Source organism: Pseudonocardia sp. TRM90224, from assembly GCF_021245725.1.
GTDB lineage: Bacteria > Actinomycetota > Actinomycetes > Mycobacteriales > Pseudonocardiaceae > Pseudonocardia.
This window is the reverse complement of sequence record NZ_JAJGSX010000007.1, coordinates 70,250-83,028: the sequence shown is the minus strand read 5'-3', so window position 1 is coordinate 83,028 and position 12,779 is coordinate 70,250. Positions and strand designations below refer to the sequence as shown.

Annotated in this window: 12 protein-coding genes; 10 read left to right on the top strand and 2 right to left on the bottom strand. The window is 72.2% G+C overall.

The window, feature by feature from the left end; all coding sequences use genetic code 11:
• The first annotated feature begins 57 nt into the window (after positions 1-57).
• From LL648_RS13100 to LL648_RS13075, 6 genes are all read left to right on the top strand, one after another.
• Positions 58-1,071 carry a LacI family DNA-binding transcriptional regulator gene (locus tag LL648_RS13100; RefSeq protein WP_374112036.1) on the top strand — a complete coding sequence of 338 codons (1,014 nt, stop codon included), beginning with the start codon at positions 58-60 and terminating at the stop codon, positions 1,069-1,071.
• Positions 1,068-2,312 (top strand): ABC transporter substrate-binding protein, encoded by a 1,245-nt coding sequence (locus LL648_RS13095; protein WP_232662803.1) that lies wholly within the window; start codon positions 1,068-1,070, stop codon positions 2,310-2,312. Before LL648_RS13100 ends, LL648_RS13095 begins: the two co-directional genes overlap by 4 nt.
• Before the next feature lie 73 nt (positions 2,313-2,385).
• The gene (locus LL648_RS13090; RefSeq protein ID WP_232662802.1) at positions 2,386-3,504 is read left to right on the top strand and encodes an ABC transporter ATP-binding protein; all 1,119 of its coding nucleotides are present in this window, start codon (positions 2,386-2,388) and stop codon (positions 3,502-3,504) included.
• Positions 3,501-4,400, top strand: coding sequence for an ABC transporter permease (locus LL648_RS13085; RefSeq protein ID WP_232662801.1), 900 nt, complete (start codon positions 3,501-3,503; stop codon positions 4,398-4,400). The genes LL648_RS13090 and LL648_RS13085 overlap by 4 nt, the downstream gene beginning before the upstream one ends.
• On the top strand, positions 4,400-5,266 hold the full coding sequence (locus LL648_RS13080) for an ABC transporter permease (RefSeq protein WP_232662800.1): 867 nt from the start codon (positions 4,400-4,402) through the stop codon (positions 5,264-5,266). The genes LL648_RS13085 and LL648_RS13080 overlap by 1 nt, the downstream gene beginning before the upstream one ends.
• On the top strand, positions 5,263-6,711 hold the full coding sequence (locus LL648_RS13075; protein WP_232662799.1) for a mannitol dehydrogenase family protein: 1,449 nt from the start codon (positions 5,263-5,265) through the stop codon (positions 6,709-6,711). The genes LL648_RS13080 and LL648_RS13075 overlap by 4 nt, the downstream gene beginning before the upstream one ends.
• Positions 6,712-6,841: 130 nt before the next feature.
• Here LL648_RS13075 and LL648_RS13070 read toward each other — a convergent pair whose 3' ends face one another.
• Positions 6,842-7,585, bottom strand: coding sequence for a helical backbone metal receptor (locus LL648_RS13070; protein ID WP_232662798.1), 744 nt, complete (start codon positions 7,583-7,585; stop codon positions 6,842-6,844).
• Between the two features lie 19 nt (positions 7,586-7,604).
• Between LL648_RS13070 and LL648_RS13065 the strand changes: the two genes are divergently transcribed.
• Complete coding sequence (locus tag LL648_RS13065) at positions 7,605-8,285, top strand: GNAT family N-acetyltransferase (protein WP_232662797.1); 681 nt, start codon at positions 7,605-7,607, stop codon at positions 8,283-8,285.
• A gap of 66 nt (positions 8,286-8,351) precedes the next feature.
• Here LL648_RS13065 and LL648_RS13060 read toward each other — a convergent pair whose 3' ends face one another.
• Positions 8,352-9,260: a LysR substrate-binding domain-containing protein gene (locus LL648_RS13060; RefSeq protein WP_232662796.1), complete on the bottom strand. Its 909-nt coding sequence runs from the start codon at positions 9,258-9,260 to the stop codon at positions 8,352-8,354.
• 68 nt (positions 9,261-9,328) lie between these two features.
• Between LL648_RS13060 and LL648_RS13055 the strand changes: the two genes are divergently transcribed.
• The 3 genes from LL648_RS13055 to LL648_RS13045 all read left to right on the top strand — a co-directional run bounded on the left by LL648_RS13055 (position 9,329) and on the right by LL648_RS13045 (position 12,776).
• Entirely contained in the window at positions 9,329-11,302 is a 1,974-nt protein-coding gene (locus tag LL648_RS13055) for an MFS transporter (RefSeq protein WP_232662795.1), read from the top strand.
• 149 nt (positions 11,303-11,451) lie between these two features.
• A complete protein-coding gene (locus LL648_RS13050) occupies positions 11,452-12,036 on the top strand; it encodes a TetR/AcrR family transcriptional regulator (protein WP_232662794.1) in 585 nt (194 codons plus the stop codon).
• Positions 12,037-12,095: 59 nt separating this feature from the next.
• Positions 12,096-12,776, top strand: coding sequence for a DUF4328 domain-containing protein (locus LL648_RS13045; protein ID WP_232662793.1), 681 nt, complete (start codon positions 12,096-12,098; stop codon positions 12,774-12,776).
• Positions 12,777-12,779 lie beyond the last annotated feature (3 nt).

The window sequence follows — 12,779 nt, the reverse complement described above, 5'->3', positions numbered from 1 at the left end:
ACCGCAAACGGTTTCAGACTCTCGCCACCCGGGTAGGAGCGTGGACGGAAGGACGCCGTGGCAGCCACGATCAGGGATGTCGCGCAAGCGGCACAGGTCTCACAGTCGACCGTGTCGCGCGCACTGTCCACCCCTGAGCTGGTCAACCCCGAAACCCGCGCGCGCGTGGTCTCCGTGGCGCGCCGGCTCGGCTACGAGCCCAACCGCGCCGCCCGCGGCCTGATCACCGGGCGCACCGGCAACCTCGGGCTGATCGTGCCCGACATCGCCAACCCGTTCTTCTCCGCCGTCGTGAAGGGCGTGCAGGGCGCTGCGCGGGCGGCCGACTACTCGGTGTTCATCGCCGACACCGACGAGGAGTCGGAGTCGGAGATCGGGCTGTTGCGGGCGCTGTCCAAGCAGGTCGACGGCATCATCCTGTGCTCGCCGCGCGCGCCCGACGACGAGCTCGAAGCGGTCGGCCCGGGCACCCCCGTCGCCTTGATGAACCGCAGGGTCGGTGACCGGCCGAGCGTGACGGTCGACAACGCCGACGGGATGCGGCAGGCCGTCGAGCACCTCGCAGCGCTCGGCCACCGCCGCATCGCCTACGTCGCCGGCCCGCGCACGTCGTGGTCCAACAGCGAGCGGGAACGTGGCCTGCACCGCTCGATCGCCGACACGGGCACCGATCTTGCGCACCTCGGGTACTTCCCGCCGCAGTTCGACGGCGGGGTGGCGGCCGCCGACCTGGTGATCGCCTCCGGCGCGACCGCGGTGATCGCCTACAACGACGTCGTCGCGCTCGGCCTGATGAGCAGGCTGAGCGCGCGTGGCGTCGCCGTCCCCGAGGGGATGAGCGTGGTCGGCTGCGACGACATCGGCATGTCGTCGATGACCCACCCGGCGCTGACCACGGTCGCCGTTCCCAAGCACGAGGCCGGCCGCGCGACGGTCGGCCTGCTGCTCTCCGTCCTCGCGGAGGGCGGCGCCGCAAGCGCACTGCACCGAGAGCTACCCACCCAGCTGATCGTGCGCGCCACCACCGGCGTCGCGCGTGCCTCCGACCGGCCGGCGGACGGTCACTCATGAAGGGAACCGAGTCGATGACGACGACGTTGAAGCCGGGGCCGCGCTGGCGGACCGCACTGGTGGCGGGAGGTGTTTCCGCGCTGCTGATGGTGGCCGCCTGCGGTGCACCGACGGCACCGGGTGGCGGGAGCCAGACGCCGGCGACCGACGTGCCGGCGAAGCCCAGCCAGCCCGTCACGCTCAACATCCTCGACATCGCGGGCAACCTGCAGCTGACGCAGGGGATGATCGACGACTTCGTCGCGAAGAACCCCGACATCGTCTCCAAGGTGACCACCGAGAAGGCCACCGCTCCCGAGATGGCCGGCAAGATCAAGGCGCAGCAGGACGCCGGGCGACTCGGCATCGACATGGTGCTGACCGGCACCGACGGCCTCTCGGCCGGCATCGAGCAGGGCCTGTTCACGCCGCTGCTGCCGCAGTTCGCGGCGCGCCTGGACGGCATGAAGAACTACCTGCAGCCGGCCGCGGCCATGCAGGAGCTCGCGTCCAACCAGGGTGTGGTGGTCACCTACTACCCGTCGGGTCCGCTCATCGAGTACGCGCCGGACCGCGTGCCCGACCCGCCGTCGACGCCCGCCGAGCTGCTGGCCTACGCGCAGGCGCACCCCGGGAAGGTCGGCTACGCGCGCCCGGCCAACTCCGGGCCCGGCCGCACGTTCCTGATGGGGCTGCCCTACATCCTCAAGGACAGCAACCCGAAGGACCCGGTCAACGGCTGGGAGAAGACCTGGAAGTTCCTCGCCGACCTGGACAAGACGATCACCAGCTACCCCAGCGGCACGACCGACACGATGAAGAACCTGGCCAACGGGACGTACGACATCATCCTGTCGACGACCGGGTGGGACATCAACGGCCGCGCCATCGGGACCGTCCCGCCGAACTACAAGGTCAACGCGTTCGAGGGCTTCACGTGGGTCACCGACGCGCACTACGCCGTGATCCCGAAGGGCGCCTCCGCCGACAAGCAGGCCGCGGTGCTCGCGCTGATCGCCTACATGCTGACCCCCGACCAGCAGGCCAAGGCCTACGACAAGGGCTACTTCTACCCGGGTCCGGCGATCAAGGACGTGACCCTGCAGATGGCGCCGCCGGAGAGCCAGCAGGTGATCGCCCAGTACGGCCGCCCCGAGTACGACGCGCTGATCGCGAACAACCCGACGACGACGCCGCTCGCGACCAAGGACATCGTCGCGGCGTTCGACCGGTGGGACCGCGAGATCGGGGCGACCGGGTGAGTGAGTGTCAGCGAGCGAACCATCAGTACAGGGCTCGCGCGAAGCGCCGGCCGAGCGTCAGCGAGGTCGAGCGGTGAGTTCGTTCTCCGAGCTGCGGCTCGACGGGGTCGGGCGGCGGTTCGCCGGGAAGGATGCGCTGGTCGACCTCGACCTGACGATCCGGTCCGGCGAGTTCATCGCGCTGCTCGGCCCCTCGGGGTGCGGCAAGTCCACGGCGCTGAACTGCCTGGCGGGGCTGCTGCCGCTGACGGCGGGTTCGGTGTGGATGGACGAGCGCCGGATCGACACGCTTCCACCGGAGAAGCGCGGCTTCGGCATGGTGTTCCAGAGCTACGCGCTCTTCCCGCACATGTCGGTGCGGCGCAACATCGCGTTCGGCCTGCAGATGCAGCGGTTGCCGCGCGGCGAGGTGAAGCGCCGCACGGACGCCGGGATCAAGCTCGTCCAGCTGGAGGACCACGCCGGGAAGCTGCCCGGCCAGCTCTCCGGCGGGCAGCAGCAGCGGGTTGCGATCGCGCGGGCCGTCGTGCTGGAGCCGTCGCTGGTGCTGATGGACGAGCCGCTGTCGAACCTCGACGCGAAGCTGCGGCTGGAGATGCGCACCGAGATCCGCAGGCTGCACCAGTCGCTCGGGCTCACCACCGTGTACGTCACGCACGACCAGGAGGAGGCGCTCTCGCTCGCCGACCGGCTCGTCGTGCTGCGCGAGGGCCGGGTGCAGCAGATCGGCACGCCCGAGGAGCTGCACTCCCGGCCGGTGAACTGGCACGTCGCCGACTTCATGGGCTTCCGCAACATCGTCGACGCGCGGGTCGTCGGCGCGACGGGCACCGAGGCCGAGGTGGAGTTCGACGGCACCCGGCTGACCGGGACCGTTGCGGGCGGGTCGGCGGGTGTCACGGCGGGCATCTCCACAGGCGCGACCGTGAAGGCCGCCGTCCGGCCGGACGACCTGCGGGTCACGACCGGAGCGGGCCTCGAGGCCGTGGTCGAGGTCGTGGAGTACCAGGGCCGCGAGCAGGCGGTGGAGGCGCGCACGCCGGGGGGACGTGCGCTCCACCTCCGCACGCAGGAGCGGCTGGCGCCCGGCGACGCGGTGCGGCTCACCGTGTCGCCGGAGCGCCTGCTGCTCTACCCGTCCGACGCGGGATCCGCGGCCCAACCGCTGGTGGAAGCCGGGGCGGGCACGTGACGCTCACCGCCGAACGGGCGCCGGCGGATCCCGGGCTGCGCCACCGGCTGGCGGAACGCGGTGTGGACCGGCAGCTGTTGCTGCTGCTCCCGGCCGTGCTGTTCGTCGTGCTGCTGTTCCTCTACCCGTTCTTCTACGGGCTGCAGCTCTCGTTCGCGCCCGCGCAGGGCGGCCCGTTCGCGAGTTACATCGCGTTCTTCAGCGACTCCTACCAGAGCGGCACGATCTGGATCACGCTGAAGCTCGCGCTGCCGGCCGCACTGCTCAACGTGCTGGCGTCGGTGCCGATCGCGTACCGGATGCGTGGCAACTTCCGCGGGAAGCGGCTGCTCACGATCCTGCTCGTGGTGCCGATCACGCTGGGCACCGTGCTCACCGCGCAGGGGCTGCGCAACTTCCTCGGGCCGAACGGCTGGTTCGACCGGCTGCTCGGCGCGATCGGGATCGCGGACATGCCCCAGCTCGTGCAGAACTACTGGGGCGTGTTCTTCTCGCTGGTCATCACGGGGTTCCCGTTCGCGTTCCTGCTGATCCTGTCCTATCTCTCGGGCATCGACCCGACGCTGGAGCGGGCCGCGGCGACGCTCGGGGCCGACTGGAAGCAGCGGTTCCTGCGGATCACGCTGCCGTTGCTCGCGCCGGGTCTGGCGACGACGTTCTGCCTGACGTTCGTGCTGGCGTTCAGCGTCTTCCCGTCGGCGGTGCTGGTCGGCGACCCGGCCGGCTCGACGCGGGTGCTCTCGCTCGCGGCGTACCAGGCGGCGTACGAGAAGTTCGACTACTCGCTCGCCTCGGCCATCGCGATGATCATGGGGGCGGTCGAGCTGATCGTCATCGGCGTGGTGCTGCTGGCCCGGTCGCAGCTCTACACCGGCACGACGGGAGGCAAGGGCTGATGGCGGCCACAACCAGCACGAACACCACCACCCGGCGGCGGCTGGTCGCGAGCCCCGGCGCGTGGCTCGTCTGGGCCGCTGTGGCGTTCTTCCTGCTCAACCTGGCCGGTGTGGTCGGGTCGGTGCTGGTCAGCTCGTTCGGCACCCGCTGGTTCGACAGCTGGTTCCCGGAGGGGTTCACCGGCGAGTGGTACGGCGCGGCGTGGAAGGAGTTCGGCCTGCTCGACGTCATTTCGGTGACGTTGCAGATCTCGCTGCTCGTCGTGCTGATCTCGGTGCTGATCGGCGTGCCTGCGGCGTACGTGCTGGCCAGACGGACGTTCCCGTTCAAGCGGCTGGTGATGTTCGCGTTCCTGCTGCCAATCCTGATGCCGCCGATCACCTACGGCATCCCGCTGGCGACCGTGCTCTACAAGTTCGGGCTGGCGCCGGGCATCGCGGGTGTGGTGCTCTCCAACCTGGTGCCGTCCGTCCCGTTCGTGATCCTCACGATGACGCCGTTCATCGAGCAGATCAACCCGAGCATCGAGTCGGCGGCCCGCATGTGCGGCGCGGGCGTGCGCGCGCTGTTCCTGCGGGTCTTGGGCCCGCTGCTGGTGCCGGGCATCCTCGCGGCGGCCATCCTCGTGCTGGTGCGCACCGTCGGGATGTTCGAGCTGACCTTCCTCACGGCCGGTCCCGACTCGCAGACGCTGGTCGTCGCGCTGTATTACTCGATGTCGGCCGCCGGCATCAGGGCGCAGCAGTCGATCGACGCCATGGCCGTGATCTACACATCGACGATGCTGGTGCTGCTGGTCATCGCGCTGCGGTTCGTGAACCCGACGCAGCTCGTGGCGCGAGTGAAGGAGACCCCGGAACCGTGAGCGAGAGGTTGAGCGCCTCGACGTTGGGCAGGCTCGCCGCCGGCGTCGGCGCGCCGCAGCACCCCGCGTCGGTCGGGATCGTGCACCTGGGGATCGGCGCCTTCCACCGCGCCCACCAGGCCGTCTACACCGAGGACGCGATGGCGGCCGACGGCTCGACGCGGTGGGGGATCTGCGGGGTCACGCAGCGCTCGCGTGCGGTCGTCGACCAGCTGGCGCCGCAGAACGGCCTGTACGGCGTGCTGCAGCGCGACGCCGGCAGTGCTCATCAGGCCAGCGTCTCGGCGCGGGTCGTCGGGGCGGTGCTGGAGGTCGTGGCGGGCGTCGAGGAGCCGCACGTCGTGGTCGCGCGGATCGGTGATGCCGCGGTCGCGGTGGTGACGATGACCGTCACGGAGAAGGGTTACCGGCGCGCCGCGGACGGCAGCCTCGACACGACCGACCCGGTGGTGCGCTCCGACCTGGAGAACGCGGCGGCGCCCGGATCCGCGATCGGACGGCTGGTGCGCGGCTTGCAGCGCCGCGCCACCACACACGGCACCCCGATCACCGTGCTGTCCTGCGACAACCTCGTCGGCAACGGCGAGGTCGTGCGCGGGCTGGTGGTGGACTTCTGCGCAGCGCTGCCGTCGCCCGAGGGCGAGCCGCTGCGGGAGTGGATCGCCAGCTCGGTCACGTTCCCGTCGAGCATGGTCGACCGGATCGTGCCGGCGACGACCGACGCCGACCGGGACGAGGCTGCGCGGCTGCTCGGGCTGCGGGACGAGGGGCTCGTCGTCGCGGAGCCGTTCACGCAGTGGGTGATCGAGAAGGACTTCGCGGGACCGGTGCCGGCGTGGCACCGCGCGGGGGCGACCCTGACCGCCGACGTCGCGCCGTTCGAGGCGGTGAAGCTGCGGCTGCTCAACGCGACGCACTCGCTGCTCGCCTACACGGGCGCGCTCGCCGGCTACGCGACGATCGCCGAGGCCGTCCGCGACGAGCGGCTGGCCGCCGCCGCGACCGCGCTGATGGCGGAGGACTCGCTGCCGACGCTCACCCGCCCCGACGGCCTCGACCTCGACGAGTACCAGCGGTCCGTGCTGCACCGGTTCGCCAACCCCGCGTTGAAGCACCGCACCACGCAGGTCGCGATGGACGGCTCGATGAAGCTGCCGGTGCGGCTGCTAGGGACGGTCCGGGAGCGGTTGCGCGCCGGCGCCGAGCCGCGGTGGGCGGCCCTCGCCGTCGCGGCCTGGATGGTCTACGTGGCCCGCGGCGCGGACGTCAACGGCACCCCGCTGCCGCTGGACGACCCGCTCGCCGACCGCCTCCGCGCCGCCGCTGCCGGGCCGCAGGGCGGGCTCGTGGACCGGATGCTCGGCGTGCGCGAGGTGTTCGACGAGGAGCTCGCGGAGTCGCAGACCTTCCGCGCGCTCCTGCAGGCCCACGTGGCCGAGCTCTAGTCACCCAACGCAACCACTGGCCGTCGACCCGCGCCGCGGGGGAGTTCAGGAAAGCCACTTTCCTGAACTCTGGGGACAGGAAAGTGGCTTTCCTGAACCACACACGACCGCCGCGGGTGGTTGCGTTGGGTTACCGGAGTGCCGTCGGGAGGGTCCGCGCCGCTTCCAGCAGGCTTGGGCCGTACCACGTCAGCAGCCGGCCGCTCACCAGCACCGAGGGTGCGTCGAACGCCTCCGGGCCGTCGTCGGCGGTGAAGAGGTACGGCTCGTCGGGCAGCACGACGAGGTCGTGCGGGGGCAGCTCGGCCGGGTCGAAGCGGGGGTAGCGCTCCTCGGCGTCCTCCAGCACGTTGTCGACGCCGAGGCGGGCCAGCACGGCCCCGGTGAAGGTGTCGCTGCCGACCGCCATCCAGGGCTTGCGCCAGATCGGCACGACTGCCCGGCGGCGCGCCGCGGGCTCCGGGAGGGCCGCCCACTCGCGTTCCGCGGCGTCCAACCACTCCGGCCGGTCGAGCCCGCAGGCGGCGAGCATCCGCGCGAGCGAGTCGAACGCGCCGTCGAGCGTGCGGATGTCGGTGACGTAGACGGCTAGGCCGGCGGCGCGCAGCGCGTCCAGGTCGGGGCGGCGGTTCTCCTCCTGGTTGGCGACGACCAGGTCGGGCGCGAGCGCCACGATCGCGTCGACGTCGGGGTTCTTGGTGCCCTTCACCCGCACGACGTCGAGCTCGGCGGGGTGCGTGCACCAGTCGGTCGCGCCCACCAGCAACCCCAGTGCCGTCGCGGCGACGGCCTCGGTGAGCGAGGGGACGATCGACACGACCCGCCCCACTGTGCCGGACGTCGCAACCGTTCGCCCTTCGTCGTCGATCACCACCTGAACGACACTAGTTGCCGTGAACGACCCGCTCGAGAACCCGGCGCTGGCCGCGCTCGCCGGACCGCAGGCCCACTTCGCCGAGCGGCACGGCAGCGCGCTGCGCTACCGCGCCGAGGTCACTTCGCTCTCGGCGTTCCCCACGGACCCGGACGCCGCGGCCTGGGCCGACCTCGCGGCGCTGCACGGCCGCGGCCGGACCGTGGTGATCAACGGCCCGGTCCGCCTCCCGCCGGCAGGCTGGGAGGTGACCGGCTACACCGACTGCCTGCAGTTCGACGGGACCGCCGTAGAGCCCGGGGAGCCCGCCGCCGACGTGCTGGTGCTCGGCCCGGACGACGTCCCGGCGATGCTCGACCTCGTCGAGCGCACCCGCCCCGGCCCGTTCCGCAGCGGCACCCCGGCCATGGGCACCTACGTCGGCGTCCGCCGCGGCGGCGCGCTCGTCGCGATGGCCGGTGAGCGGCTGCGGCCCGCCGGGTGGTCGGAGATCAGCGCGGTGTGCACCGACCCTGCGCACCGGGGGCAGAACCTCGCGACCCGCCTCGTCGGCGCGCTCATCGGGGTGATCCGCGACCGCGGTGAGCGCCCGTTCCTGCACACGTCGATGCGGAACACCGCCGCCATCCGCCTCTACGAGCGCATGGGCTTCACCCCGACCCGACAGGTCCGCTTCGCGGGCATGCGCACGCCCGCCTGAAGTTCCCCACCGTTTTGTGCACTTGCGCGCCGTTTTGGCGCGCATCCACCCAAAACGGTGGGGAAGTCAGCCCAGCAGGCGGCGCCTCCTGACGAACTCCCGCAACGCCAGCGCCGGCGGGGTCAGCGAGCGCGCCCGCGCCCACACCAGCCCGATCGTGCGGGTCGTGCGCGGCGCGGTGACGGGCAGCTCCACCACACCCGGCCCGTGCGGGTGGTGTGCCACCGGCAGCAGCGCCACCCCGAGCCCCGCGCCGACGAGCCCCCGCAATGTCTCGACGTCGGCGCTCTCGAACGCCAGCCGCGGGACGAACCCGGCTTGCCGGCACCACGCGTCGACGGTGCGCCGCAGCCCGTTGCCGGGCAGGAACCCGACGAACGGCTCCCGCGCGGCCTCGGCGAGCTCGACCCCGCCGCGGCGCGCCGCGAGCCGGTGCTCGGCGGGCACGACGAGCCGCAGCTCCTCCTCGTCGAGCGGCTCGGAGACGAGCGCGGGCTCGTCGGGCAGCGGCGAGGTGAGCGCGATGTCGGCCGCGCCGGCGCGCAGCTGCACCAGCAGCAGCGCGTGCGGCCCTTGCACGAGGTCGAACCGGATGCCGGGGTGCTCGGCGCGGAAGTCGCGCAGCAGCCGCGGGACGACGGCCGTGCCGAGCGTCGTGAGGAAGGCCAGCCCGACCCTGCCGTGCAGAGCGTCGGATTCGCCGCGGATCTCGCGGGTGCCGTCGGCCAGCTCGCCGAGCGCCCGTTCCGCGTGCCGCAGCAGCGTCCGGCCCTCCCTGGTCAGCCGCACGGTGCGGCCGGCCCTGACGAAGAGCGCCACGCCCAGGTCCGCCTCCAGTCGCGCGATGCCCCGGCTCAGCGTCGACTGCGGCACGCCGATCTCGTCGGCGGCGTGGGTCATGTGCTCGGCTCGGGCGACGGCGACGAACTGGTGCAGTCGCGGCGCGAGCGCGCTGAGGACGGAATGTTCATCCATTCCTGCATCATGGCCCTTCCGAACATGCATTGGACGCATGACGTCGGCGCGACCTACGGTCGGTAGCGATGACAACGATCAGTGCGGTCGCCACCGGGCACGAGCGCGGCAGCCCCGGCTACCGGCGGCTCGGCGCCGCCATGTGGTGCGCGGGGCTCGCAACGTTCGTGCTGGTCTACTGCGTGCAAGGGCTGCTGCCCACGCTCGCGGCCGAGTTCGACGTCTCCGCATCCACCTCCAGCCTCGCGCTCTCGGCGACGACGGGCATGCTCGCGATCGCGATCGTCCCGCTCTCCGTGGTTGCCGAGTCGTGGGGCCGCGCCAGGGTGATGACCGCCGCCATGGCGACCTCCGCCGTGCTCGGGGTGCTGGCACCGCTGGCCCCGACGTTCTGGACGCTCGTCGCGATCAGAGGGCTGCAGGGGATCGCGCTCGCGGCCCTGCCCGCGCTGGCGATGACACACGTGACCCGCGAGGTCGCGCCGCGCTGGCTCGGTGGCGCGCTCGGGCTGCTGATCGCCGGCAACACCATCGGCGGCCTCTCGGGCCGGCTCGTCGCAGGCGGGGTCGCCGAGCTGGGCGGCTGGCGCATGGCGCTCGCCGTCATCGGCGCGATGTCGCTGCTGTGCACGGTGGCGTTCCGGCTGCTCCTGCCGCCGCCGCTCGCGCCGGACCCGCCGCGGACGCCGCTGCGCGGGCTGGCCACGCAGGTGCGCGACCACCTGCGCGACCCGGGCCTGCGCTGCCTCTTCGCGATCTCGTTCCTGCTGATGAGCGCGTTCGTGACGGTCTACAACTACCTCGGCTTCCGGCTCATCGCCCCACCGTTCCTGCTCTCGCCCGGCCTGATCGGGCTCGTGTTCCTCGGCTACCTCGCCGGCGGGTGGGCGTCGACCGCTGCCGGACGCCTCGGCGACCGCTTCGGCCGCAGGCCGGTGCTCTGGGGGACGATCGTCGTCGCGCTCGCGGGCGCATGGGTGACGCTCCCCGATGCCCTGCCGGCCGTGCTGGGCGGGGTGCTGCTGGTGACGGTCGGCTTCTTCGGCGGCCACTCGGTCGCGTCGAGCTGGGTCGGGCGGCGATCGATGCTGCTGCCCGGCGGTGCGCCCGGCATCGCGTCGGCGCTGTACCTGTTCGCGTACTACGCGGGCAACAGCGTCGGCGGCGCCGCGGGCGGGCTCGCCTACGACGGCGCCGGCTGGCTCGGCGTGCTCGGCTACGTGAGCGCGTTGCTCGCCGCAGCGCTCGTGCTGGCGCTGCGGCTGCGCACGATGCCCGCTCCCGCGCGGGGAGCGGGGTCACTGCCCAGGCGTGAGGTGCCAGCGCAGCCACTCGACGGCCTGCCGATCGACCTCGGCCGCGGCCGGGATCTGCGGCGCGGGCTCGATGCCCGGCTCCTCCGCCAGCGCGTGCGCCATGCCCGGGACGAGCCGGGCCTCGGCGCGGTCACCGAGTGCCGCGCTGAGCCGCTGCGCGGGCTCCCAGAAGCCGGCCCGGTCGTCGTCCTCACCGACGAGAAGCAGTACCCCGGCGCCGTGGCGGGCGATCTCATCGGCCCGCGCCACGAAGTCGATCTTGTTGGCCACCGCGCGCGCGGCGTCCGACCAGGGGTACTCGAACCCGTAACGGGTCGCCATCGCCGTCACCACCGACCCGAGCTGCACGACCGGGCTGATGAGCACGGCTGCGGCGATCGGGAGCGTGCCCTCGGCGAGCACGAGCTGGGCGACCGCGCTGCCGTGCGACGCCCCGACGATCCCGATCGGGCCGTCGCCCAGCCCGAACCGTTCGCGCAGCTCCGCGAGCGCCGGTCCGAGCTCGGCGACGGCCTGGTCGGTCACCGGCTTGTGCAGGTTGAGCACGGCGTCCTCGTAGCCGAGCCGCATGACCTCGTCGAGGCCGCCCTCGGGGCTGCGGGAGCCGCAGAGCGGCAGTCCCAGGTGGATCCGCCAGGCGTCGAGGCCGGTGAGGGGGAGCGCGGCGGCGAACGCGCGCTCGGTGCGCGGCGGATCCATGAGGTGCCAGGTCAGAACGACGGGTGAGCTGCTCGTGGGGTGTTCCGGCGGCAGGGCCACGAACGGCACGCCTGCTGCAACTCCGGTGACGGGTTCGGGCTTCGTCTCCATGACCCCTCCAAAGACGTTGAGCTGTACGACGTCCAGTTTAGCTGGACGACGTACAATTGCCAACCATGAACGCACGGCGACATCCAGGACAGCGCTATCCAGGACAGCGGGCAGGGTTGACGAAGGAGCAGGTCATCGCCACCGCGAACGACGTGCTCGCCGACGGCGGGTTCGGCGCCCTGACGATGCGTGCGGTCGCGGAGCGCCTCGCCGTCGCGCCCAACGCGCTCTACAGCCATGTCGCGAACAAGACCGAGCTGGTCGACGAGGTACTCGACGCCACGTTGCGCACGATCCGCGAGCCGGCCACCGACGACGTCGAGGCCGTCCTGCGCGAGATCATGGCGGAGACGTTGACCGCACTTCTGCGCCATCCCGACCTCATGCCGGCGTTCCTGGCCCGCCAGGGATCGCGCGGGCCGCACGCGCGCCGCCTCGGCGACATCATGGCGGCCGCGCTCGAGCGGGTGGGGATCACCGGGTCGGACGCCGTGGAGGCGCGCCGCGTGCTGATCGTCTACACGATCGGCTTCGCCGCGTTCGCCGCCGGCCCGCCCGAGGGCAACCCGGTCCCGCTCGACGAGCTGCAGCACAACTTCGCGAGCGGGCTGCAGTGGCTGCTCGCCGGGATCCTCGCCGGCCGCTGCTGATCGCGTTTTGCCTGTTCAGTTGCCTTCACCGAACCGGCGATGGGCCGGATGATCGGCGCATGCACCCGCACGCCTCACCCCCGCCGGCCATGAACCCGTACGGCGGCGCGCCGCCGGCCGCGCTCCACCCGCTCGGCGGGCTCGCCGTCGCCTCGTCGGTCCTGATCGGCATCGGTGCCATCGCGTGGGCGATCACGAACCACATCGCGGGCTGGACCGCCTACGCCACCCTCGTCCGGGTGCAATCGGGATCGGGCGGCCTGATCGCCGGGTATGCGACGGGCGTCGGCGCGATCAAGCAGAGCATGATCAACCAGGGCATCACCGTGCTGGTCTGCTTCGTGGCGGCGATCGTGTTCATCGTCTGGCTCAGCAGGGCGCGCGAGAACGCCGAGCGCATCTCACCGGCGGCCCCGATGCGGCTGGCGAAGGGCTGGGCGGCCGGTTCGTGGTTCGTGCCGTTCGCGAACCTGGTGCTGCCGGTGATCGTCGTGCTGGACGTCTGGCGCGCGAGCGCGCCGTCCGCCGAGCAGCGCGGCGGCGGGCTGGTCGGCCTGTGGTGGTTCGTCTCGGTCGGGACGTGGTTGCTGTGGCCGATCGCCGGGATGGTCAGGAGCGTCGCCACCGACGGCTACTACACGTCGGCGGTGCTGGCGACAGTCCAAGGCGTCCTGACGGTCATCTCCGCCGCGCTCGCCGTAGCCGTCATCACGCAGATCACCCGCTGGCAGTCGCGCTGACGA